This is a genomic window from Gordonia aichiensis NBRC 108223, assembly GCF_000332975.1.
Taxonomy (GTDB): Bacteria; Actinomycetota; Actinomycetes; order Mycobacteriales; family Mycobacteriaceae; genus Gordonia; species Gordonia aichiensis.
In genome coordinates, this window is the sequence record NZ_BANR01000018.1 from 31002 (window position 1) to 55144 (window position 24143).

Annotated in this window: 21 protein-coding genes, 1 pseudogene and 1 riboswitch; of the genes and pseudogenes, 13 read left to right on the forward strand and 9 right to left on the reverse strand. The window is 65.4% G+C overall.

Translation table 11 applies throughout. From position 1 onward, the window contains the following. Positions 1–4 precede the first annotated feature (4 nt). Positions 5–2482 (forward strand): Tex family protein, encoded by a 2478-nt coding sequence (locus GOACH_RS16105; protein WP_005176910.1) that lies wholly within the window; start codon positions 5–7, stop codon positions 2480–2482. Between the two features lie 49 nt (positions 2483–2531). Next, a complete protein-coding gene (locus GOACH_RS16110; RefSeq protein ID WP_085950622.1) occupies positions 2532–2957 on the forward strand; it encodes an NUDIX hydrolase in 426 nt (141 codons plus the stop codon). On the opposite strand, the gene GOACH_RS16115 is transcribed toward GOACH_RS16110, so the two are convergent. After that, positions 2950–3723 (reverse strand): SGNH/GDSL hydrolase family protein, encoded by a 774-nt coding sequence (locus GOACH_RS16115; RefSeq protein ID WP_005176914.1) that lies wholly within the window; start codon positions 3721–3723, stop codon positions 2950–2952. The genes GOACH_RS16110 and GOACH_RS16115 overlap by 8 nt on opposite strands. A gap of 96 nt (positions 3724–3819) precedes the next feature. Between GOACH_RS16115 and GOACH_RS16120 the strand changes: the two genes are divergently transcribed. Both GOACH_RS16120 and GOACH_RS16125 read left to right on the forward strand, forming a co-directional pair. After that, complete coding sequence (locus tag GOACH_RS16120) at positions 3820–4632, forward strand: shikimate 5-dehydrogenase (protein WP_005176916.1); 813 nt, start codon at positions 3820–3822, stop codon at positions 4630–4632. Positions 4633–4750: 118 nt separating this feature from the next. After that, positions 4751–6121 carry a glycoside hydrolase family 183 protein gene (locus GOACH_RS16125; protein ID WP_040518974.1) on the forward strand — a complete coding sequence of 457 codons (1371 nt, stop codon included), beginning with the start codon at positions 4751–4753 and terminating at the stop codon, positions 6119–6121. A gap of 29 nt (positions 6122–6150) precedes the next feature. Here GOACH_RS16125 and poxB read toward each other — a convergent pair whose 3' ends face one another. The 3 genes from poxB to GOACH_RS16140 all read right to left on the reverse strand — a co-directional run bounded on the left by poxB (position 6151) and on the right by GOACH_RS16140 (position 9627). After that, entirely contained in the window at positions 6151–7884 is a 1734-nt protein-coding gene (poxB, locus tag GOACH_RS16130; RefSeq protein WP_005176919.1) for a ubiquinone-dependent pyruvate dehydrogenase, read from the reverse strand. Between the two features lie 133 nt (positions 7885–8017). After that, a complete protein-coding gene (locus tag GOACH_RS16135) occupies positions 8018–9154 on the reverse strand; it encodes a baeRF11 domain-containing protein (RefSeq protein ID WP_040518995.1) in 1137 nt (378 codons plus the stop codon). A 92-nt stretch (positions 9155–9246) separates the two neighbouring features. Beyond that, entirely contained in the window at positions 9247–9627 is a 381-nt protein-coding gene (locus tag GOACH_RS16140) for a PIN domain-containing protein (RefSeq protein WP_040518976.1), read from the reverse strand. Positions 9628–9682: 55 nt separating this feature from the next. Here GOACH_RS16140 and mug point away from each other — a divergent pair, with 55 nt between their 5' ends. Continuing rightward, on the forward strand, positions 9683–10252 hold the full coding sequence (gene mug, locus GOACH_RS16145) for a G/U mismatch-specific DNA glycosylase (protein WP_005176924.1): 570 nt from the start codon (positions 9683–9685) through the stop codon (positions 10250–10252). 54 nt (positions 10253–10306) lie between these two features. Here mug and GOACH_RS16150 read toward each other — a convergent pair whose 3' ends face one another. The 4 genes from GOACH_RS16150 to GOACH_RS16165 form a co-directional block, all read right to left on the reverse strand. Beyond that, a complete protein-coding gene (locus GOACH_RS16150; protein WP_005176926.1) occupies positions 10307–10603 on the reverse strand; it encodes a DUF503 domain-containing protein in 297 nt (98 codons plus the stop codon). 38 nt (positions 10604–10641) lie between these two features. Beyond that, complete coding sequence (ppk2, locus tag GOACH_RS16155; RefSeq protein ID WP_005176929.1) at positions 10642–11481, reverse strand: polyphosphate kinase 2; 840 nt, start codon at positions 11479–11481, stop codon at positions 10642–10644. Between the two features lie 120 nt (positions 11482–11601). Next, positions 11602–12588: a malate dehydrogenase gene (locus GOACH_RS16160; RefSeq protein WP_005176931.1), complete on the reverse strand. Its 987-nt coding sequence runs from the start codon at positions 12586–12588 to the stop codon at positions 11602–11604. Positions 12589–12694: 106 nt separating this feature from the next. Then, on the reverse strand, positions 12695–13183 hold the full coding sequence (locus GOACH_RS16165; RefSeq protein WP_245551920.1) for an META domain-containing protein: 489 nt from the start codon (positions 13181–13183) through the stop codon (positions 12695–12697). A gap of 131 nt (positions 13184–13314) precedes the next feature. On the opposite strand from GOACH_RS16165, the gene secA2 reads away from it, so the two are divergent. From secA2 to gcvP, 8 genes and pseudogenes are all read left to right on the forward strand, one after another. After that, entirely contained in the window at positions 13315–15732 is a 2418-nt protein-coding gene (gene secA2, locus GOACH_RS16170) for an accessory Sec system translocase SecA2 (protein WP_005176938.1), read from the forward strand. A 1-nt stretch (position 15733) separates the two neighbouring features. Further along, positions 15734–16378 carry a CDP-alcohol phosphatidyltransferase family protein gene (locus GOACH_RS16175; RefSeq protein WP_005176940.1) on the forward strand — a complete coding sequence of 215 codons (645 nt, stop codon included), beginning with the start codon at positions 15734–15736 and terminating at the stop codon, positions 16376–16378. 28 nt (positions 16379–16406) lie between these two features. Next, positions 16407–16811, forward strand: coding sequence for a glycine cleavage system protein GcvH (gcvH, locus tag GOACH_RS16180; protein WP_005176942.1), 405 nt, complete (start codon positions 16407–16409; stop codon positions 16809–16811). A 210-nt stretch (positions 16812–17021) separates the two neighbouring features. Continuing rightward, a complete protein-coding gene (garA, locus tag GOACH_RS16185; protein ID WP_005176943.1) occupies positions 17022–17471 on the forward strand; it encodes a glycogen accumulation regulator GarA in 450 nt (149 codons plus the stop codon). 43 nt (positions 17472–17514) lie between these two features. Beyond that, complete coding sequence (ftsR, locus tag GOACH_RS16190) at positions 17515–18201, forward strand: transcriptional regulator FtsR (RefSeq protein ID WP_005176945.1); 687 nt, start codon at positions 17515–17517, stop codon at positions 18199–18201. Positions 18202–18348: 147 nt separating this feature from the next. Beyond that, positions 18349–18849: a bifunctional nuclease family protein gene (locus GOACH_RS16195; protein ID WP_005176948.1), complete on the forward strand. Its 501-nt coding sequence runs from the start codon at positions 18349–18351 to the stop codon at positions 18847–18849. 253 nt (positions 18850–19102) lie between these two features. Next, positions 19103–19738, forward strand: a pseudogene (locus tag GOACH_RS16200) (MerR family transcriptional regulator); the annotation flags it as partial. A 37-nt stretch (positions 19739–19775) separates the two neighbouring features. Beyond that, positions 19776–19901, forward strand: a riboswitch (glycine riboswitch). A 45-nt stretch (positions 19902–19946) separates the two neighbouring features. Beyond that, complete coding sequence (gene gcvP / locus GOACH_RS16205; RefSeq protein WP_005176953.1) at positions 19947–22841, forward strand: aminomethyl-transferring glycine dehydrogenase; 2895 nt, start codon at positions 19947–19949, stop codon at positions 22839–22841. A 60-nt stretch (positions 22842–22901) separates the two neighbouring features. Here the strand turns inward: gcvP and GOACH_RS16210 are convergent, their stop codons facing one another. Continuing rightward, entirely contained in the window at positions 22902–24101 is a 1200-nt protein-coding gene (locus GOACH_RS16210) for a substrate-binding domain-containing protein (RefSeq protein ID WP_005176956.1), read from the reverse strand. Positions 24102–24143: the final 42 nt, after the last annotated feature.

Here is a 24143-nt window from a genome sequence, read left to right on the forward strand (position 1 = left end):
CCGGGTGACTTCGAGTGCATCCGAAAAGGTTTCCGGGATCAAGTCGGTCAACACACGCCTCGCCGAGGAACTCCAGGTCGGCGAGCATCAGGTCGCCGCGGCGGTCAGGCTCCTCGACGAGGGCTCTACGGTCCCGTTCATCGCGCGCTACCGCAAGGAGGCGACCGGATCGCTCGACGATGCGCAACTGCGTCTGCTCGACGAGAGGCTGCGTTACCTGCGTGAACTCGACGAACGACGCGCCGCGGTGCTCGCGTCGATCGAGGAACAGGGCAAACTGACCGACGAACTGCGCAACGCACTGTTGACCGCCGAGACCAAGTCGCGCGTAGAGGACATCTACCTTCCGTACAAGCCCAAGCGGCGGACCAAGGCTCAGATCGCCCGCGAGGCCGGGCTCGAACCGCTCGCCGAGCGGCTGCTCGCCGATCCGTCGCTCGATCCCGTTGCCGTCGGTGCCGAATACGTCTCAGACGCCGTGACCGACGCCGCTGCCGCGCTCGAGGGTGCCCGCCATATCCTCATCGAGCGCGCGAGTGAAGATGCGCAGCTCGTCGGCGAGGTGCGTGAGACCTTTTGGCGTCAGGGAGCGTGCACCAGTGCTCCGCGCTCGGAAGAGATCGCGAAAAGTGCAGCGGGACAGAAGTTCCGCGACTACTTCGAGTTTTCCGAGCCATTGGAGGATATGCCGTCGCACCGCGTTCTCGCAGTGCTGCGCGGCGAGAAGGAGGGCGTGCTCGCCGTCGATTTCACCGGAGGCGACGACGAGGGGTACCAGGCGATGGTTGCGGCGAGTCTCGGCGTCGACCTCTCCGGTTCCGAACCTGCCTCGACGTGGTTGGCCACGACGGTGCGGTGGGCGTGGCGCACGAAACTGATGATCAGCACCGCGGTCGACGCGCGGGTGCGTTTGCGTCAACGCGCCGAGGACGACGCCGTCGCGGTGTTCGCGAAGAACCTCAAGGACCTTCTCCTCGCGGCGCCCGCGGGTAACCGGACCACCCTCGGCCTCGATCCGGGGTTCCGGACCGGCGTGAAGGTGGCTGTGGTCGACGGCACGGGCAAGGTACTCGACACCTGCGCGATCTACCCGCACCAGCCGCAGAAGCAGTGGGACGCGGCGAAGGGCACCCTGGCCGCGCTCGTCGCGAGGCACGGCGTCGAGTTGATCGCGATAGGCAACGGAACGGCATCGCGGGAGACGGATTCGCTTGCTGCCGAACTGCTCTCGGACATCAAGGCGTCCGGCGCGCAGCCGCCGGTCAAGGCGACGGTGAGCGAGGCCGGGGCATCGGTGTATTCCGCGTCGGAGTACGCGTCAGGTGAACTACCCGATCTCGACGTCTCGTTGCGTGGTGCGGTGTCGATCGCTCGTCGGCTGCAGGATCCGCTCGCCGAACTGGTGAAGATCGACCCCAAGTCGATCGGCGTCGGCCAGTATCAGCACGACGTCACACCCGGAACGCTCGCGCGGAGCCTCGACGCGGTGGTCGAGGACGCGGTGAATGCCGTCGGCGTCGACCTGAACACGGCGTCGGTACCTCTGTTGGCAAGGGTGTCGGGCGTGACGCCCGCGCTCGCCGAGGCGATCGTCGGACATCGGGATGCCGCTGGTCGATTCCGCAGCCGCAGTGCACTACTCGAGGTTCCTCGACTGGGGCCCAAGGCATTCGAACAGTGTGCCGGCTTCCTGCGGATCACCGACGGCGACGACCCGCTCGACGCCTCCGGAGTGCATCCGGAGGCGTATCCGGTGGTCCGTCGCATTCTCGACCGCACGGGACTCCGACTCGCCGAGCTGATCGGCGACGAGCGGTCGTTGAAGTCGCTCAAGCCCGCTGAGCTCGCCGACGAGAGGTTCGGCGTGCCGACCGTGACCGATATTCTCGGCGAACTCGAGAAGCCGGGACGCGACCCGCGCCCAGCGTTCACCACCGCGACGTTCGCCGCCGGAGTCGAGAAGGTCGCCGACCTCAGACCCGGAATGGTGCTGGAGGGTGTGGTCACCAACGTCGCGGCCTTCGGCGCGTTCGTCGACGTCGGGGTGCATCAGGACGGTCTGGTCCACGTCTCAGCCATGGCGAACCGCTTCGTGTCCGACCCCCACGAGGTGGTCAAATCAGGGCAGGTGGTGAAGGTCAAGGTCGTTGAGGTCGACGTCGACCGTCAGCGCATCGGCTTGAGTCTGCGGCTCGATGATGAGGTTCGGACCCCCGGCGCCGACCGCGGTGCGCGGCGCGCCGACACGCGCAACGGCCAGGAATCTGGTGGGGCGGCGCGCGGGCGAAACAACGCGCAGGCTGACCGGGGACGGTCGGGCGGCGGCAACAAGGGTAGTGCCCAGAAACGCACCGGTCAGAAGGGGAGCGACCACAAGAGTGGCGGGCAGGGACGCGGAGGTCAGGGCAGGGGTCGTCGTGAGTCCCAGCCGCTCAACGGATCGATGGCTCAGGCTCTCCGCGACGCCGGCTTCGGGAAGTGACAGCGTCCGAGGCGCGCATCATGCGGTCACAGGGGCGGGGTGGCGGCCGATGACGTCGAGCAGTACGCCCATGCCGGTGATCACGGTGGCCGCGGTGGTCATCGTTGATCATGGCGGGAGCCTGTTGACCGTCCGTAAGAGCGGGGCCGTCCGCTTCATGCTGCCCGGCGGAAAACCCGAGTCGGGGGAGAGCCGTCGTGAGACGGCGCTGCGTGAATCGCGCGAAGAATTGTCTGTCGACCTAGTCGACGCCGACCTCGTCGAGCTCGGTGTCTTCCGTGCCGATGCGGCCAACGAAGCCGGGCACCTCGTCGAGGCCACCGTGTTCGAACATCCCCATGTGCTCGTCGACGCACCAGCAGCCGAGATCGCGGAACTGAGGTGGATCGACATCGACGCGCCCGCAGTTCCGCTGGCGCCCCTGCTCGCCGATCACGTGCTTCCGCTGTTACGCGATCGGCGTCGGCTCAGCTGAGTGCCTCGGCGGCCGCGACGGGCTCGGCCCAGCGAGGGGTTATCCCGTCGCCCGAGGAAACCCCTCGGACACGCCGCATGACCCACGGGTACAGGAACGTCCGCACCCACTCGATGTTGTCGCGTCGACGTTCCTCGCGTGTCGGAGTAGGCGCGGGCGCGAGTGCGGGCACGTCGATCTCGTGCGGTGCGCCGATCAGGTCCAGCACCTCGGCTGCCATACGCGTGTGTCCCATCGACGACATGTGAAGTCGGTCGGTGTCCCACATCCGGTAGTCGTCATAGCCTCTCAGTCGCCAGAAGTCGAGGATGTGGACGCCCTGTCGATCCGCGATCTCGCGGAGCAGTTCGTTGTAGATGGCGCAGCGTCCTCGTGTGAGCCGGAACACCGGGGCCCATCCCGCGTCGTATGCGGTGAACACGACAACGTCCGCGCCGGTCGCCCGTAGACGGGCGATGGCCTGTTCGTAGCGTGCCATCATCGCGTCGAGGTCGAGTGAGCCGCGCATCAGATCGTTGCCACCCGCGTAGATGGTGATCAGATCGGGTGAGAGTGCCACGGCACGGTCGATCTGTTCGTCAATCACCTGATCGAGCAGCCGCCCTCGGATCGCGAGATTCGCGTAGCGCAGTGAGGGGTTGCCGAGCGCGAGCTGTTCCGCGACACGATCGGCCCATCCGCGCAGCCCGTTCGGGCGGGAGTGATCCGGGTCGCCGACCCCCTCTGTGAACGAATCACCAAGTGCCACATATGTGTTCCACGACACAGTGATCGACCTCCTGACTTTGCCTCATCACCCCGACGAGGCTACGACCTCCGCTGATCCGCTGTCACATCGCATCGGGGGCCTAATGTTCCTCCCATGCCGATACTGAACAAAGACATGACGTTGTGTATCTCGCTCGCCGCGCGTCCCTCCGACATCGGCACGCGGTTCCACAACTATCTCTACGACGAACTCGGTCTGAACTTCATCTACAAGGCATTCACCACGACGGACATCGAGGGCGCAATCCGCGGTGTTCGTGCGCTGGGTATCCGCGGGTGCTCGGTGTCGATGCCGTTCAAGGAGGCGGTGATCCCGCTCGTCGACCACATGGAACCGTCCGCGAAAGCGATCGAGTCCGTGAACACGATCGTCAACGACGACGGGCGACTGACGGCGTCGAACACCGACTACGAGGCGGTCGCCACACTCATCGCCGACGTCGATCCGGCGCTGCCGGTCGTGGTGCGCGGCTCGGGCGGCATGGCCAAAGCCGTGGTCGCCGCGTTTCGCGGAGCAGGCTTCGACGACCTCACCGTGTGGGCACGCAACGCGGAGGCCGGACAGTCACTGGCGAGCCGCTACGACTATCGCAGCATCGACACGGCGCCTGCCCCCGGCGCATCGATACTGGTCAATGTCACGCCGCTGGGAATGCGCGGTGCCGATGAGATGGTGCAGTCGTTTGACGCTGACGCGATCGACGCGGCAGAGGTCGTGTTCGACGTGGTCGCGCTGCCGGAACGGACGCCGTTGGTCGTCGCGGCAGAGTCGGCGGGAAAGCGACTCATCACCGGTGCACAGGTCATCGCGCTGCAGGCGGCGGCGCAGTTCGAGAAGTACACCGGAAGAGTCGTGACCGCCGATCAGGTGGCGCGAGCGTCGGAGTTCTCCCGCTCCGAGACGTGATCGTGACCGTCTGCGGCGGTCAACGGTAATACGCATGGGTCACACTGGCCTCTTAAGTCACATCTATCACAGATGTCACACGCAGGCTGTGCCCTGCTGATCGAGAGGACCGTCACCCATGCTCCGACACCGATCAGCCGCTTGCAGACTGCTCGTCGCCGGGATGGTCGCGGTCTCGACGAGTGCTCTGCTCGTTTCGGGTGGGGGACACGCGGCAGCAGCGCCGTGTGCTAACGCGGGCAACGGCTCACTGCCCGATCTCGGGAGTGCGTCCGGGTCGCTGGGCGGTACCGGTTCACTGGGCACAGGATCGCTCGGCACTGGATCGGCAGGGTCGTCGGGCTCATCGGGAACGCGGCCGGGCCTGGGAACCCAGGGGCCGCTACCCGTCTACCTCACTCCGCGCGCCCGCACGGTCGCATGGGTGACGGGTCCGCGCAGCATCAACCGCACCTTCAGTCGATACTCGATCAGCGGCACCGACTTGGGCATCTCGTGGGACAACGGGTCCGGACAGACGCTGATGGCATTTGGCGACACCTTCGGTGATTGCAATGCGCCAGGCCAACAGTGGCGACACAACACCCTGCTTCGAACGCGTGACACCACACTCGGCAACGGGGTGAGCGTTCCACCCGGGGTGCCGGGCGATGTCGAATCCGGCAGTCCCGTCGACGCCGGGCGCCCGACGTATGCCCGCGAGCTGATTCCCGCACTGGGATTCAGTCCGGTCGAGGTGACAACCATCCCGACCGCGGCGATCTCGTTGCCGTGGGGCTCGGGTCATCGGCAGTTCATCAACTTCATGTCGGTACGCTCCTGGGGTTCGGCGGGGCACTGGGTGACCAACTATTCGGGTATCGCCTACTCCGACGACAACGGTCAGACGTGGACGGCGCCCCAGAGCACCTTTCTCGTGAATTCTCCTGTGTCGGTGGCACTTCCGTTTGGCTTGCCGGCTGCTGACCCCAACAACGGCAAGTTCCAACAGAACGCCTACGTCCGCGGCCACGGTGCGCAGAGCGACTACGTCTATCAATTCGGCACTCCCAACGGGAGATTCGGTGCAGGCTTTCTCTCCCGGTTCGCTCCGCGCGACATCCTCGAGCGCGGGAAATACCAGTACTGGGCGGGTCGTCAGCTGGGTTGGGTGGACGACATCGCCCGCGTACCCGACGACGGATCGGCGATCGTGGTGCCGGCGCCCGTCACCGAACTATCTGTGGCGTGGAGTCCCTACCTGAACAAATACATGATGCTCGACGGGGACAACGGAATTCGCATCCGTACCGCAGACCGGCCGGAGGGCCCGTGGAGTGCGCCCACCTACCTCGTGGAGAAGGGGACCGTCGTCCTCTACGGCCCGATGATCCAACCGCAGTCGCCTGCGGTCGTCGGGTCGACGCCCGAACTGTTCTTCAACGCCTCACGGTGGAGCGACTACAACGTGATGCTGATCCGCGCCGATCTGAGCCGGATTCCGCACTAGCTCGCGAACGCGGACCAGCGCCCGGCGGGTCAGTCGAACAAGCGGCGGAACACGTTGGTCTCGGCGAGATCCATCAGTTCGTCGCCACGGCCGGACAGCACGGTTCGGATCGCATACAGGGTGAACCCCTTCGCCTGGGCCGCCGAGACCGTCGGCGGGATCGACAACTCCTGACGTGCGGTGACGACGTCGAGCAGTGCCGGTCCGTCGTGGGCGAGGAATTCGCGTACCGCGGAGTCGAGGTCGCCGGGGTTCTCGACACGGTCGCCCTTGATTCCGATCGCGCGCGCCAGCGCCGCAAAATCCGGATTCTCCAGGTCGGTGCCGAAGTTCACGAAACCCGCCGCCTTCATTTCCAGCTCGACGAAGTTGAGCGACGAGTTGTTGAACACCACGATCTTCACCGGGAGCGCGTTCTGCGTCAGCGTCAGCAATTCGCCGAGCAGCATCGCCAGACCGCCGTCGCCCGCCATCGCGATCACCTGGCGGCCGGGGAACGCGGCTTGGGCTCCGACCCCTTGGGACAGGGCATTGGCCATCGACCCGTGGGTGAACGAGCCGATCAGACGTCGTGACCCGTTCATCTGTAGGTAGCGTGCGGCCCAGACCACGGGCGACCCGACATCGGGGATGAAGACGGCGTCGTCGGTGGCGTGGTCGGAGAGCAGCTTCGCCAGATACTGAGGGTGGATCGGTGTCTTGCCGTCGTCGACGGCGAGATCGTTCAGCGACGCCCGCGCCTTGAGATAGTGCTCGCGCGATGAACGCAGATGATCCGAGCTGCGGTTGCGGTCGAGTAGCGGTAGCAGCGCGGGAATCGTGTCCGCAACAGAGCCCACCAGCCCGAGATCGACCGGTGTGCGGCGACCGATCTGTTCGCCCCGGATGTCGAGTTGGACGATCGTCGCCTTCGACGGAAAGAACTGTTGGTATGGAAAGTCGGTACCGAGCATGAGGAGCGTGTCGCATTTTTCAATCGCGCGGTAGCCCGAACTGAAGCCGAGCAGACCAGTCATCCCGACGTCGTACGGGTTGTCGTACTCGAGGAATTCCTTGCCGCGCAGTGCGTGCACGATGGGTGCCTGCAGTGCGCCCGCGAGTTCGACGACGGCGTCGTGGGCTCCCGCCACTCCGGCGCCACCGAGGATCGTGATCTTCTCCGCGGCGTTGAGCACGCCGGCAGTCTCGCGGAGCTGAGCATCGGTGGGGCGCACCACCTTCTCGATGGCCTTGATCGCGCCACCCGCCCGGCGCTCGTGCGCCTTGGCCAGGAAGATCTCGCCGGGTATGACGAGCACCGAGACACCCCGGCGTTCGACGGCGGTGCGGATGGCGATGTCGAGGAGCCGCGGGAGTTGCTCTGCGGTGCTGACCAGTTCGCAGTAATCGCTGCACTCGACGAAGAGTTGCTCGGGATGGGTCTCCTGGAAGTACCCGCTGCCGATCTCGGCCTCCGGGATATGAGCGGCGATTGCGAGTACGGGGACTCGACTGCGCTGGGCGTCGAACAATCCATTGATCAGATGGAGGTTGCCGGGTCCGCAACTTCCGACGCAGACCGCGAGTTCTCCGGTGAGCGTTGCCTCCGCCGACGCGGCGAAGGCCGCGCCCTCTTCGTGGCGGGCGTGCACCCATTCGATGCGCCCGTCTCGGCGAAGCGCATCGGTGAAGCCGTTGAGCGAGTCGCCGGGTATGCCATAGACCCGGTGCACACCTGACTGGTCGAGCGTTTCGATGATGTTGTCGGCGACGGTTCGAGCCATGGTGCACACTCCTTGTTCGGCACGCGCGTCCAACCTCACGCGCGTGGTACGGCGATGTGGGCGACGCCCGCCGCACGGAGCAGATCTGCAGTGTGCTCTACAGGCCGTGCGGCGGGGTCGGTGGAACTACTACCTACTGTGCGGTGTCGATCAGCGAGAATCGCAGGCCGGCGATGGCCGTGTCGTTCCACAGCGGCGAATCGATCTCGTCGGCTCGGACGGCGATCACTTCCCCGCCGCGGTCGAGCACGGTGACCACGATCGACGACATGACGTCGTATCCGTTGTCGTCATAGGTCAATTCGCCTGTCTCCGAGTCGATGTCGCCGGGGATGTCGCGAGTGAAATCGTAGACGAGTGTCGCCACGGCGCCGGCGGAGGCGGCCTTGCTGATCTCGGCGAGGTCGGTGGCGACCAGGCCGCGATTCACTCCGTCGGACAGACGCGCGACGACAGCATTGTTCTGCGCGGCGTTCAGCGCAGGCAGCTCGGCCCGGATCGCGGTGTCGATCTCGTCGGCGCGGAGCTCGTCGGGTGCGCCGGGCACCGGCACCACCGTGCGGTCGGTGTAGGCGGCCTGAAACATGTCGAGTAGCGGGTCGGTGGCGAAGAGGAACAGTGGGCGCTCTCCGCTGCGGTCGACCAGTGCGAGTTCGGCGCTGACCGCTTCGGCGACACGATTGGCGTACTGCTCGAGCAGAACCTTCTTGCCTTCGTCTCCGACGAGTCTGCGGACGTGACCGCGGTCGCGGATGGTGGCCCTATTGGTGGCGTCGGCCACATCTGTGCTGTGATCGCCCTGGAGCTCCAGCTCGGTGGCCACTGTCGTCGGCGTCGCCTGCCAGAGGTTCCAGCCGTGTGCCGACAGCGTCAACGCGAACGCACTCTGCGGCGTGGTCACCGCACGAACGATCTGCCCCAGGTCGAAGTGTCCGCCGGTCTGCATCTGGTTCTCGAGCCGATTGGGCAGGACGAACAACTGCAGTTGCTCGGGTGAGAGGAAGATGGCCACTGAACTCGACAGACGCGTCCATGCCTCGTCCGTGCGGACCTTCTCCCACTGATCGCGCAGCGCGGTCTCGGTCGCGTGCCGGATGCCCTCCTCGCGGAGCTCGCGGATTGCGCGATCGAACGCGCTCTTCGCAGTGAGGTAGCTGCCTTCGCGTGCATCCGGTGCAGGTGAGGTCTCGGCGTAGATCGTGATCGCGTTCTCTCGTCGCGTCCCGAGCTCGCGAAGATCGTCAAGCGTAGGCAGGTCATAGCGGGCCATTGTCATCCTCTCGTCGCCCCCCAGCGTTCCCCTGGTGACCATCCTATGCGTGTCATCGGTGCCCGCCACCGGATTGCCGGTGTACGCGATCCTCATCGAATGGTGCGGGGTCCCACCGCATCAGCGCCCAGTTCTTCTACGCGTGAACGTAATTCGCGGTCTGAGGTGACGACTGTGACAGCTCGGCCGGTGTCGGAAGACACCACGTCGACGATCGTGTCGTCACCGGACCCGGGGGCATCGACGACACGGATCCCTGGCCGCGGGCGCGCACCGCGGGCCGCGCCCTCGACGACAACGACGACGTCGAGGGGACCGGGTAGGTCAGCCAGCCCGGTCGTTGGCAAGTCCACGATCCTGTCGAGGAGGCGCTCGGTGGCGGCCCGGCGGTCACGCCACCATCCATCGGGAACGGATCCGACGACGTTGGCGGCATCGACCACCAGGAGGGGTCGATCATCGTCTGCACTCACGTGTCCATCGAATGGGCTCAAGTCACGCGCGTCAACCGCGCGTACCGTGTGACGGATGGGTTTCACCCGAGCCGAGTTGGCTGCGTGCAGCGACCGTCTGGTTCCCGACCTGCTCGGGCCGAACTGCAGGTTGCTGTTCGTCGGCATCAATCCGGGTTTGTGGAGTGCGGCGACCGGCGCCCACTTCGCCCGCCCGGGAAACCGATTCTGGCCGGCGCTCTATCGAGCAGGTATCACCGACCATCTCGTCGACGCGTCGTCGGGAATGAGTGATGCCGACCGGGAGTACCTGACCGGCCGCGGGATAGGCATCACCAATGTGGTCGCCAGGGCGACGGCGACTGCCGCGGAACTGAGCGCCACCGAATTGGTGGTGGGCGGTCGACACCTCCGCGACCGCGTCGAACAGATCGGTCCCGATGTCGTGGCGGTCGCCGGGATCACGGCCTACCGCAGCGCATTCGGTGACCGTCGTGCGACGTCAGGTGAGCAACCCGAGCGCTGGGGCGAGACCAGGATCTGGGTGGTTCCCAATCCCAGTGGGCTCAACGCACACGAGACGATCGACAGCCTCGCCGCGGCCTATCGGGAGGTGGCGGTGGCGGCGGGTGTTCTTGCACCCTGAGATCTCGCACATCCTGAGGTCTCGCGCATTTGGTGTCGGGGCAGACGACTGTCCTCAGACGTCCGTCGACGAGAGTTCGCGTCGACGCACCGACAGCAGCTCGACCTCTGGACGCGCGGCGGCAAACCGCTCCACCGAGTCGAGAACCTCGACGACGTGCGCTCGATCGGGCGCCACGAGGCTCACTCCGATCGACGTCCGTCGGTGTGCGTCGAGGTGATCCACCTCGGCCACGGAGACCGCGAAACGTCGGCGACATTCGGCAACGATCGGTCGCACCAGCGACCGTTTCGATTTGAGAGAGTGCACGTCACCGAGCAGGAACTCGAATTCAGCGATACCGATCCACATCGCCGATCATGCTACGCACGACGTCGAGCGTGCGGAACTCAGTCATCATGGCCCATGAGTTCAGCGACGTGGTCGGGAACGTATTTCGACAACGACCGCGGTGGACGATGGTAATTGCCGCTCTCGATGGGCTTCTTCGGTAGCGACACCTGCGGACGAGGCACCTCGTGATAATCGATCGTCGAGAGAAAGTGCGACATCATGTTCAGTCGCGCATGTTTTTTGATGTCGGATTCGACGACGAACCAGGGACTCATCGCGGTATCGGTGTGCACCATCATCTCGTCCTTGGCGCGCGAGTAGTCCTCCCACCGATAGACGGACTCGAGATCCATCGGACTCAGCTTCCACTGCCGCACAGGGTCGTTCATGCGGGCCCGGAATCGTCGGAGTTGCTCCTCGTCGGACACCGAGAACCAGTACTTCCGCAGGAGGATGCCGTCGTCGATCAGCATCTGCTCGAAGATCGGCGTCTGCCTGAGGAAGCGCGTGTGCTCTTCCGGTGTGCAGAAACCCATCACCTTCTCGACTCCGGCACGGTTGTACCAGGAGCGATCGAACAGGACGATCTCGCCGGGTGCGGGCAGCTGTGCGACGTAGCGCTGGTAATACCACTGTCCGCGTTCGCGATCGTTCGGCGCGGGCAGCGCCGCCACGCGTGCGATCCGGGGGCTGAGATATTCGGTGATGCGTTTGATGGTGCCGCCTTTTCCTGCGGCGTCGCGCCCCTCGAAAATGACGACCACCCTGGCGCCCGTCTCGCGCACCCACTCCTGCAACTTCACCATCTCGGTCTGCAATCGGAAGAGCTCTGCTTCGTAGACGTCGGTGGGGATCTTCTTCGGCTTGTTCCCGCCCGACTTCGACTTCTTCGACATGTCGGAAGTTTAAGCTGCCGTAGCCGTGTGAGCGGGAGAGAACGCTCAACGGAGCCAATCGGTGATTGCGCTGCCGTGCACTCGTCCCCGTCCGCCGCTGCAGGGGCTGTAGTCGGCGCGTCAGGAACGCGCGGCCACGGCGTCGAGTTCGGACTGCAACTCGGCCACCGATGCGTCGATACGCGACCTCGAGAACTCGTTGATCTCCAGGCCTTCGACGATCTCCCAGCGTCCGCCGACCGCGCGCACCGGGAACGAACACACCAGCCCCTCGGGAACCCCGTAGACGCCCGGCGAGCTCACTGCTGCCGACGTCCAGTCATCTGCCGGTGTGCCGGCCACCCAGTCCCGTACGTGATCGATGGCTGCATTGGCCGCCGACGCCGCCGACGACGCTCCGCGCGCCTCAATGATCGCGGTGCCCCTCGCGGCAACCGTCGGAATGAAGTCGTCAACGAGCCATTCGGTGTCTTCGGCGACGCTTGCGCCACTACGATCGCCGACGCGGGCGTGGAAGATGTCGGGATACTGCGTCGCCGAGTGATTGCCCCAGATGCTCACTCTGCTGATGTCGCGCACGGGTGCGCCGGTGTGTGCTGCAAGTTGCGCGATCGCTCGGTTGTGATCGAGGCGCGTCAGCGCGGTGAATCGCTCGGCGGGTATGTCGGGCGCGTTCGCGGCGGCCACTGCCGCATTCGTATTCGCAGGATTGCCGACCACGATCACTCGGACGTCGTCGGCGGCGACATCGTTGATGACTGCGCCCTGCTCTGCGAAGATCGCCGAGTTCGCCGACAGTAGATCGGCACGTTCCATGCCCTTGGTGCGAGGCTTGGCGCCCACGAGGAGTCCGAAGTCGGAGCCGTCGAACGCGGCGCGTGCGTCGTCGAAGATGTCGATGGATGCGAGGAGTGGGAACGCGCCGTCCTGTAACTCCATTGCCGTGCCGTGTGCTGCCGAGATCGCCTGGGGGAGTTCGAGCAGGCGGAGCCGGATCGGCCGATCCGGGCCGAGCATGTCGCCTGCCGCGATGCGGAACACCGCGGCGTACCCGATGCTGCCTGCGGCGCCGGTCACGGTGACAACCACGGGGGCGGTGTCTGTCATCTTCGAGTTCCTGTCTGGTTGTCGGGCGCGTCGAGTTGCGGTGGACGTCGTCTCGATGACGGTGGCCGGACGGTGCACCCTGCTGGTCAGCGATGGCGCGTGAGCGTCAGCTCCCCGCCGCGCTCTGCGTGAGAACGACGGTCGTCGAACTGTGCGTGAGCGTCAACGTCTCCCCGGAGAGTTTCCACGTCACCGAGCCGGAGAGGAAGTCGCTGAGCCAGGTGTCGGCGCCGTCACGCGGGGGAGGACACGCCATCATCGTGGTCGCCAGCTTCTCGGTGGTGAAGGTGTCCTCGACGAAGGTCGCCGCACCGTTGTGCCGATTGCAGCCCGCAGTCGCCGAGATTCGTCCTGCTTCGGGGAACGCGACCTGCAATGGACCACCCCCGGGGATCTGGGTACCCGTGACAGAGGTCGACGAGTAGTTCTTGCCCACGAGCACACCTGGATCGGCCTGCCGTGATGACGAATCGGAGCTGCCACCACAGGCGGCGAGCACGAGTGCACACGCGACCCCGGTCGACGCGACGACCGACCGAACCGTCGGACGAGAGACCGCCCGACCTTGCCGACCCACCGGACCTCGGATGCTCACCCGATTCACGGTAGTCGAACGCGTCGGGCGGATGTGTCGTAATCGGGACGCACCGGGCCGCGTACCGTGGTTGTCGATCCGAGCCGTGACGTCGGGGTTCGGCTGAAACGACCAGGTAGGAGAATCGTTCGGTGGGAAAGCTGACGAACAGCATGTGGCGGCTGCTGGGAGCACAGTCCTCACGTAACCAGTCCAAGTCACTCGGAATCATCAAAGAGGCCGACGGCTACACCGAGTGGGCCGCGGCGCTCGACACCGAGCATTTCCGCGACGAGGCCGAGAAGCTCGAGATCGGGGCCGACGAGAAGGACAGGGCGAAGTTCCTCGCACTGGTCCGCGAGGCCGCCGACCGCACGCTCGGCCTGAGGCCGTTCGACGTCCAACTACAGGGTGCACTTCGACTTCTCGAAGGTGACGTCATCGAGATGGGGACCGGTGAGGGCAAGACCCTCGCGGGGGCCATCGCGGCGATCGGATACGTCCTCGACGGGCATCAGGTGCACGTGATCTCGGTGAACGACTACCTCGCCACCCGCGACGCGGAGTGGATGAAGCCTCTGTTCGATTCATTCGGGATCGTCGCGGGCGCCGTCTCGGAGAACTCGACCCGCGAGGAACGCAAGAGGGCCTACTCCGGCGACATCACGTACGGATCGGTGAACGAAATCGGATTCGACGTCCTGCGCGACCAACTCGCACAGTCGCAGGACGAGCTGGTCTCGCCGCGGCCCGACGTCGCGATCATCGACGAAGCCGACTCGGTGCTCGTCGACGAAGCCCTCATTCCTCTCGTCCTCGCCGGATCCACCGAGACCGAGGTGCCCGATCGGGCGATCCACGAGGTGGTCGCGCGCCTGAAGAACAAGCATTACGACATCGACGCCGAGGGCCGTAACGTCACGCTCACCGACGAGGGCGCGTCTTTCGTCGAGGAGGAACTCGGCGGAATCAACCTCTACGACGAGGAGCACGTCGGCACCACCCTCGTGCATGTGAACATCGCCATGCACGCGCACTACCTGCTCGAGCGGGACGTCCACTACATCGTCCGGGACGGCGGTGTACACCTCATCAACGCGTCGAGGGGGCGGGTTGCGCAGTTGCAGCGGTGGCCTGACGGTGTGCAGGCTGCAGTCGAGATCAAAGAAGGTCTCGCACAGACGGATTCGGGTGAGGTCATCGACACGTTGACCGTGCAGGCGCTGATCGGTCGATACCCAAGGGTCTGTGGCATGACCGGAACCGCGCTCGCCGCGGGCGAGCAGTTCCGCCAGTTCTACGAGCTGCGAGTCTCGCAGATCCCACCGAACACGCCCAACATCCGTACCGATCTACCCGACCGCGTGTACGACACCAAAGCCAACAAGGTCGAGGGAATCGTCAACTACGTCAAAGAGATCCACGAGACGGGTCAGCCCGTCCTGATCGGCACGCACGACGTCGCCGAGTCCGAGGAGCTTGCCTATTTCCTCGACAAGGCGGGAGTTCCGAGCGTGGTACTCAACGCCAAGAACGACATCGAAGAGGCCAAGATCATCGCAGAGGCGGGCGTGAAGGGCGCCGTCACAGTCTCGACACAGATGGCAGGTCGTGGTACCGACATCCGGCTCGGCGGTTCCGACGACGATCCCGCCGCACGCGACGAGGTCGTCGAACTCGGTGGCCTGTGCGTTGTCGGCACCGGTCGCCACGACACCGAACGACTCGACAATCAGCTGCGCGGGCGCGCCGGTCGACAGGGCGACCCCGGCTCGGCTGTGTTCTTCAGCAGTCTCGAGGACCCCGTCGTTACCAAGAACCTGGCGTTCAAGCGCGATCCGGTGTCACAGGAGTCCGACGGGTCAATGGGTCAGAAGGGCATCGATCTGATCGAACAGGCACAGCGGGTGGCCGAGGGCGTGATGCTCGAACTCCACGCCAACACCTGGCGCTACAACAAGCTGGTCAATCAGCAGCGCGAGATCGTCGTCGCGCGTCGGATGAAGCTGCTCACCACCGAGATCGCGCTCGATGAACTCGCCGAGCTCGAACCCGAGAGATACGCGAAGTTGACCGGGGCCGAGGCCCCGTCGAAGGTTCATGTCGACGAGTCGGAATCCGCCGACACCGCCGACACGGCAGAGGGATCGGCCGGAGATCCGGCCGAGGAGACACAGGCGCCGACCCCTCCTGCAGAGCCGGTCGACCGTGAGGTTCTCGTACAGGCGGCGCGCGAGATCATGCTCTATCACCTCGACCGCGCCTGGGCTGATCATCTCGCATTCGTCTCCGACGTCCGGGCGAGCATCCATCTGCGGGCGATCGGCAAGGAGAGTCCGCTCGACGAGTTCCATCGCCTGATCCTGGCCGAGTTCGGGGAGCTGCCCAATGAGGCGGTGGAGAATGCGCGCGCGACCTTCCGTGACGTCGCAATCACGGCCGACGGCGTCGACCTCGGCTCGGCCGACCTCCACCGGTCGACGACCACGTGGACATACATGGTGCACGACAACCTGTTCGCGTCGGGCGGGGCCAAGACTCTGCAGGGCGTCATCGGCATCTTCCGCTGACGTGGACGACCACACCGATCAAGCGACCTCGTCGACGTCGACCGGATCGTCGTCGGGGTCGCGTATCGTCACGGTGCCGAACGCGCTGAGCGTGCTACGCCTCGCGCTGATACCGCTGTTCCTGTGGCTGCTGCTCGACGTCAAGGCCGACGGTTGGGCGTTCTGGGTCCTCATGGTGTCAGGCTTCACCGACTGGGCCGACGGCAAGCTGGCCCGTCTCCTCGATCAATCGTCGCGACTCGGTGAACTCCTCGACCCGCTGGCCGACAGGCTCTACATCGTGATCATCCCGGTTGCGTTCGCAATCAGGGGGATCATCCCGTGGTGGATCATCGCCGTCATCGTCGCGCGAGACGTACTGCTGTTCGCGTCGGGTCCGCTGCTGCGCAGCAGGGGTCTCTTTGCCCTCCCGGTGCTCTACATCGGCAAGGCGGCGACCTTCGCGCTGATGAGTGCCTTCCCCTGGTTGCTTGCAGGACAATTGGATTCGGTGATCGGCACGATCTGTTACCCGATCGGGTGGGCGTTCCTCATCTGGGGAGTCGCACTGTATGTGTGGTCGTTCCTGCTGTATTGGGCGCAGACGATCGCAGTGGTCACGCGGATGCCGCGTGCTGGCGTGCCGATGGGCAAGGACATGGCCTAAAGTCTCGGGGGACTAGAAAGGGGTCGACGTGACCGATACCAATGTACCGGCCGAGCTGAGCTACACGCCCGAACACGAGTGGGTACGCAAGGTCGGGCCGACCACGGTCCGAGTAGGGATCACCGACTACGCGCAGGGGCAGTTGGGCGACGTCGTCTTCGTTCAGCTCCCCGAGATCGACAGCGAGGTCGAGGTGGGCGAGTCGTTCGCCGAGGTCGAATCGACCAAGAGCGTCTCCGACATCTTCGGTCCGCTCAACGGTTCCATCTCGAAGGTCAACGACGAGCTCGACTCGTCGCCCGACCTGGTCAACTCGGAGCCGTACGATTCCGGGTGGCTCGTCGAGATCAGCCTCGACGACGCCTCGGCGCTCGATGCGCAACTGGGCGACATGCTCGATGCGGATGGCTACCGGGCCGTGATCGAAGGCTGACCATTCCGCCGGCGCGGGAAAGTATGATCGTCGTTGTCCTGCCGAGTCGCACGTCGCTGCGTTCGGTACAGGCGGTACGGTTTAGCCAACGGAAACCGACGTCGCATCGGCGATGCCGGATGACCAGGTGCAAACCTCGCAGCGCGTGAGCGTGGACGCCGACGGTGGGTGCACTCAAGGTGACGAACGGATGAGGACGAAGGAGAAGCGGTGAGCGATAACGACAATGGCTACGAGGCGCCGGTGGAGACCACATCGGTGTTCCGCGAAGAGTTCATCAACGAACTCGACGCGGGCACGGCGACCTCGAGCGAGCCGACCGACACGGGGGTCGAGCGGCTGTCGCCCGGTACCGCACTGCTCGTCGTGAAGCGTGGTCCCAACGCCGGGTCGCGTTTCCTGCTCGACCAGCCGACCACCTCGGCGGGCAGGCACCCCGACAGCGACATTTTTCTCGATGATGTCACCGTGAGCCGTCGGCACGCCGAATTCCGCCTGGGCGACAACGAATTCCAGGTGGTCGATGTCGGCAGCCTCAACGGCACGTACGTCAATCGCGAGCCGGTCGACAGCGCGACACTCAGCAATGGCGACGAGGTCCAGATCGGAAAGTTCCGCCTGGTCTTCCTGAGCGGTCCTCGCGACGGTTCCGGCGCCTGACACCGTGCCGGCCTCGACTGCGGATGCGCGCGGCGGAGGATCGATGTCCATCGGGTCGGTCCTTGCGCTGTTGCGCGAGGACTTTCCCGACGTGACGATCTCGAAGATCCGCTTCCTCGAAGCCGAGGGACTCGTCACACCCGAACGCGCACCGTCGGGCTACCGGCGATTCAGCCAGTCCGACTGCGAGCGCCTGCGTTTCGTGCTCACAGCACAACGTGACCGCTATCTGCCGCTCAAGGTCATCAAAGAGCAACTCGACGCCATCGATAACGGCGACGGTGGCTTCGGGGCGGGCGGAACCCCGGTGCTGTCGGCGGCGCGCAGCGTCGTCGCACCTGCCACCGATTTCTCCGCGCGGGGTGGTCGGGTGTCGCGCGATGCGCTCATCGAACGAACCGGGGTTGATTCGGCGTTCGTGACCGAACTCCAGCGCAATGGCCTGCTCACGTCGGGACCTGCCGGATTCTTCGACGAGGATGCGGTGCGCCTCGTCGAGGCCGCCGCAGCTCTCGCGAACTATGGCGTGGAGACCCGACATCTCCGCGCCTTCAAGGTGTCTGCCGACCGCGAGGCGGGACTGGTCGCGCAGATCGCCAATCCGATCGCCAAGGGCAAGGGCACCGGTGCGCGCGACCGTGCCGAGGAACTCATCCGCGAGATCGCGGCACTCTCGGTGACGTTGCACACGCAGCTGGTCAAGCAGGCCGTACGCGGTGTGCTCGACTGAGCCGCTACTCGGCTGAATCCACCGCCCGGCATTCAGGGCCACGTCGCTGTTCCCGGCCACGCAGCGTTCTGTGTCTCGCCACGACGCCGTCCACGGGCCAGTCGGTGTAGCGTCGAGAGCAATCATTGACGGCTCGGGAGGTGCGAGATGAGCGAGATGCGTGTGGTGGGCATTCGGGTCGAGCCGCCGCAGAGTCAACCGGTTCTGCTGCTGCGGGAGGTCGACGGTGAGCGCTACCTGCCGATCTGGATCGGACAGAGCGAAGCGGCGTCGATTGCGTTGCGACAAAAGGGTATCGAACCGCCGCGGCCGCTCACCCACGATCTGATCGTGAACCTGATCGAGGAGTTCGGACAGACACTCGTCGAGGTTCGCATCGTCGACATGCAAGAGGGCACCTTCTACGCCGAGATGGTCTTCGCGAACGATGTCCGGGTCTCGGCCAGACCGTCCGATTCGATCGCGGTCGCGATGCGGGCAGAGGTGCCGATCATCGCCGATGAGGAAGTTCTCGCCGAGGCGGGTCTGCTGATCCCCGACGAAGACTCCGACGACGGGCCTGATGAGAAAGAGGACGAGGTGGAGAAGTTCCGCGAGTTCCTCGACAACGTGTCGCCCGACGACTTCAAGGCGAGCGGCGGAGCCTGACATCACAGGGCTCGGCTGCCCCGCCGTAGCGACACGTCACGGTTGCGTCTCCCGGAGATCACCGTTCATCTCGATCTCAAGTTGAGGTTGAGCCTTAGGGCGCGTCGCATTGATTCGGCGTATGGCCGCGACATACCGTCACGCAGGTGATCATCGGGGACACCCCCGGTGTTGAAGAGCAGATCGGGTTCGGCGGCGTATCGTGGACGCAGGTCCGCACCGGTCCGATCCGAGCGTGGCGAGGGAGTCTGCAGTGGGCGATGTGCCGTTCGACGGTGGAGATGGTCAGCCGTCAGACAGCGAGACGACGTCGGATGAGCATGTCGACGCACGGGCCGAGCAGTCGACAGCCGGGTACCCGCCGCGTCGCGGGTCGACGCAGGGCAGTCTCGACGACATCGCGCCGGGACTCTTCCCCAACGACACCGTTCCCGACGAACTCGTGGGCTATCGCGTGCCGAGTGCGTGCCAGATTGCCGGGATCACCTACCGGCAACTCGATTACTGGGCCAGGACATCGCTGGTAGTACCGTCGATTCGCGGTGCGGCGGGATCGGGGAGTCAGCGGCTCTACTCCTTCAAGGACATCCTGGTCCTCAAGATCGTCAAGCGTCTTCTCGACACCGGGATCTCGCTGCAGAACATCCGCGTGGCGGTCGATCACCTCCGCCAGCGTGGCGTTGAAGACCTCGCGGGAATCACCCTGTTCTCGGACGGCACCACCGTGTACGAATGCACCTCGGCCGAAGAGGTCGTCGACCTGCTCCAGGGCGGACAGGGCGTGTTCGGAATCGCCGTGAACGGCGCGATGCGTGAGTTGACCGGAGCCATCGCCGACTTCCCCGGAGAACGCGCGGACGGCGGCATCACAGAATCGGCCCCTGAGGACTCCTCGTCAAACTCTCAGGCACCCGGACCGTGCTGTCGACGGCGTCTCTGGAAAGTGACGACGGCCGAGCCGTCTCCGCCCACGGTGAAAGGTCGTCGTGTCGCCGCCGACACGATGACTGAATCTCTCAGGCGCCGCCCCGCGGCATGACAGAGGGGGAGGGCCGACCCGCCGGTGACCACGCCGGTGCGCGCGAGAGGTTCACCCCATGACATCAGCCGATGCGTCGATTCCCGAGATCTCCGGCACCGAACTCACGTCCGCGGCCTTCGTCGACCGCCATGTCGGGCCAGATGGTGAGGAGACCGCCAGGATCCTCTCGTTCCTCGGCGTCGAGTCGCTCGACGACCTGGCACAGCACGTCGTGCCGTCGCTGATCCTCGACGATCTGTCCGACAACGGATTGTCGGCACTCGACGACCCGCTGACCGAACAGGAGGCGCTCGAGCGCTTGTCGGCGTTGGCGTCGAACAACACCGTGAACCGGTCGATGATCGGCCTGGGCTACTACGACACGATCACCCCGGGCGTGATTCTGCGCAACGTCGTGGAGAATCCGGCCTGGTACACCGCCTACACCCCGTACCAGCCGGAAATCAGCCAGGGCAGGCTCGAGGCTCTGTTGAACTTCCAGACGATGGTCTCCGACCTCACGGCGATGGAGGTGGCGAACGCGTCGATGCTCGACGAGGCGACCGCGGCCGCCGAGGCGATGACACTGATGCGGCGCGGCGGAAAGTCGAAGTCGAACCGCCTCGTCGTCGACGCCGACCTCTTCCCGCAGACCCGAGCGGTGATCGATACTCGAGCCTTCCCACTCGGGATCGAGGTCGTCGAGGCGACGCTGCATCCGGACCTTCCGAATTGCGGACTTCCGGACGACGACTACTTCGGCGTCGTCGTCCAGACCCCGGGAGCATCGGGCCGCATTCTCGACGTTGCTCCGATCGTCGACGTCGCGCACGAGGGGGGTGCACTCGTGGCGGTCGGAGCAGACCTGCTCGCGTTGACCCTCGTCACCCCGCCCGGCGAACAGGGTGCAGATGTGTGTTTCGGAACGACCCAACGATTCGGCGTACCGATGGGCTTCGGCGGGCCCCACGCAGGCTATCTGTCCGTGCACTCCAAGCATTCGCGCCAACTCCCCGGTCGACTGGTCGGTGTCTCCAAGGACGCCGACGGCAACCTCGCCTACCGGCTGGCTTTGCAGACGCGCGAGCAGCACATCCGACGGGAGAAGGCCACCAGCAACATCTGCACCGCGCAGGTTCTGCTCGCGATCGTCGCCGCGATGTATGCCGGCTATCACGGGCCGGCCGGGCTGCGCGCCATCGCGCGACGTGTGCACGCACATGCGGTAACACTCGCCAACAGCCTGACCGCAGCAGGATTCGGTGTGGCGCACGCACACTTCTTCGACACGATCGCGGTCCGGGCACCGGGGCGGGCGGAGATCATCGTGGCAGACGCACATCGAGCAGGAGTGAACCTGCGCTGCGTGGACGCCGACACGGTGTCCATCGCGTGCGATGAGACCACCACGGCGGCAGACATCGAAGCTGTGCTGACGGCATTCGAGGTCGCAGGTGTCGAGCCACGCGAGTTCGCGCAACCGATCGAGAACCGGACGAGTGAGTACCTGACACATCCCGCGTTCAACCGTTTCCGCAGCGAGACGTCCATGCTGCGGTACCTGCGTGCACTGTCGGACAAGGACATCGCACTCGACCGCAGCATGATCCCGCTCGGATCGTGCACGATGAAGCTCAACGCGACCACCGAGATGGAGCCGATCACCTGGCCCGAGTTCACCCGGCTGCATCCGTTCGCGCCGGAGAGCGACGGAGCGGGTATCCGCGAACTGATCGCGGACCTCGAACAGTGGTTGGTGACGATCACCGGTTACGACCGGGTCAGCGTGCAACCGAACGCCGGCTCTCAGGGCGAGTTCGCAGGACTTCTCGCCATCCGTCAGTACCACCTCAGCCGTGACGAGGCCGACCGCGACATCTGCCTGATCCCCTCGAGTGCACACGGCACCAACGCGGCGTCGGCGGTGATGGCAGGCATGCGTGTCGTGGTGGTGGCATGCCGCGAGAACGGTGACGTCGACGTCGACGACCTCCGCGACAAGATCGACGCACACGGCGAATCCCTCGCGGCGATCATGATCACCTACCCGTCGACGCACGGAGTGTTCGAGCACGATATCCGCGACATCTGCGCCGCTGTCCACGATGCGGGCGGTCAGGTGTACATCGACGGCGCAAACCTGAACGCGCTCGTCGGCGTCGCACGTCCGGGCCGCTTCGGTGGCGACGTCAGCCATCTCAACCTGCACAAGACCTTCTGTATCCCGCATGGCGGCGGTGGTCCCGGCGTGGGGCCGATCGCGGTTCGTTCGCATCTCGCCCAATTCCTCCCCGGACATCCGCTCGCGGACGAATTGCCCGGAGCGGCAACGATTTCGGCTGCACCGTATGGCTCGGCGTCGATTCTCCCGATCACCTACGCCTACATCGCGATGATGGGCGCCCAGGGGCTGCGACGTGCGACGCTGACGGCGATCGCCTCGGCGAACTACATCGCCCGACGTCTCGGCGATCACTACCCCGTGCTCTATACAGGCGACGGCGGCTGGGTCGCTCACGAGTGCATCCTGGATCTCCGCGGCCTGACGAAGGAGACCGGAGTGACCGTCGACGATGTCGCAAAGCGATTGGCCGACTACGGTTTCCATGCGCCGACGATGAGTTTTCCGGTGGCGGGCACCCTGATGGTGGAGCCGACCGAGAGTGAGAACCTCGACGAGATCGACGCCTTTTGCGATGCGATGATCGCGATCCGCGCCGAGATCGACAAAGTAGGGGACGGGACCTGGACCGTCGACGACAACCCGCTACGCGGGGCACCCCACACCGCGGAGTGCCTTGTCGGAGAATGGGATCGCGCATACTCACGCGAGGAGGCCGTCTATCCTCTTGGTCTGCCGTCCGCCGGAGCGCGAGCCAAGGTCTTTCCCGCCGTACGCCGCATCGACGGCACCTACGGTGACCGCAACCTTGTCTGCTCGTGTCCGCCGATCGAAGCATTCGCGCACTGACCCGCTCGTCGCCCTGAGTCGCCGACACCCTGATCGAGACGGGGTGTCGGCGAATGTGAGTCAGCTCGCGGGGCCGAAGTCGCGGCCGTAGACGAGCTTGTTGATCGTCACGATGGCCGAGCTCTCGGGCTGTGGCATCGGCTCTTTGGTGATCGGGAAGTCGACGGTCTTCGTCGCGGGCGGCAGCGGTGCATTGCCGCGGAACCCTTGTGACGTCAACAACGACAGGTGCTTCGGGTCCTGGGCGAAGGTGAAGAACTCGGCCACCGCGGCACTGGCAACAGGTGAGATCTGGTCACCGGACAGACGAATGACCGGATAGTCGGCGAGCGGGGTGGGTCCGGTCGGCACGATCTCGGCGAGTCGGGCCGTCGTATCTTCCCGGGTGAGTGTGTAGAGCTGCTGTTCGGTGATCGGAACCGCATGAATGGGTGAGGTTCGCGCGTCACCCGCGTCGCGCATCACAGTGGCTGCACCTGTGGGGGTGCCATCGGGTGATTGCGGGGCGCCGTCGAGCATCGCCGAGACACTCGAGGAGACCCGGGACGACGAGGCGTCCTCTCTGGTCAGGGCAGAGCTGGTACGCATGACGCGCATGGCGACCGCCTGGGCCGCGAGCGACGAGGCGTCGGACTGTGCACCGAGTGGCATGGCCATCCGCAGCGAACCCCAACCCGAGATGTCGAAGTCGCGCAGACTGTCGTCGCGCTGCTGCAGCGTCGGGACCTGCGCCCAGTCGAGCTTGCCGTCCAGCGTTTTGCCGAGTTCGGTAGACGTCGCGAGAACGACCGGCGAGGTCACCAGTGACGACGGCGTCCCCTCGAGCGACGACGGCTTCGCCTGCGCCAACTCGGCGGCCCACACGGAGGACTGCGGAATCCACGCGGCGGGGAATGCCCCCATGGAGCCGGTGTCCCAGCGTCCGGTCAACCCGTCGAGGGTGGTCTTGGCGTCACCCGCACGCACCGCGATGGTGATGCAGTGGTCGCGGACGACGGGCTTGCTCGCCGCGTACTCGCGGGCGATCGCCATCAGCGCCGGGGCCACGTCGGCGTCGGCGACGACGTCGACGGTCGCCGGGCCCTCGATGCACGACGCGGCGGCGTTGTCGGCCTGTCTGTCGAGATGGTCACCGAGTTGCTGCCATGCCACGATCACCGCGGCGATCAGCACGATCGCGAGCAGCACAAAGACCAGCCCGCGGCTGACCCCTCGCTGTCTGATCCCGTTTCCGCCACCGGTCACCCGATGATGCGCCACTACTGCCTCCGTTGTCGCGTGCGAGGTCCCGGACAGACCGAA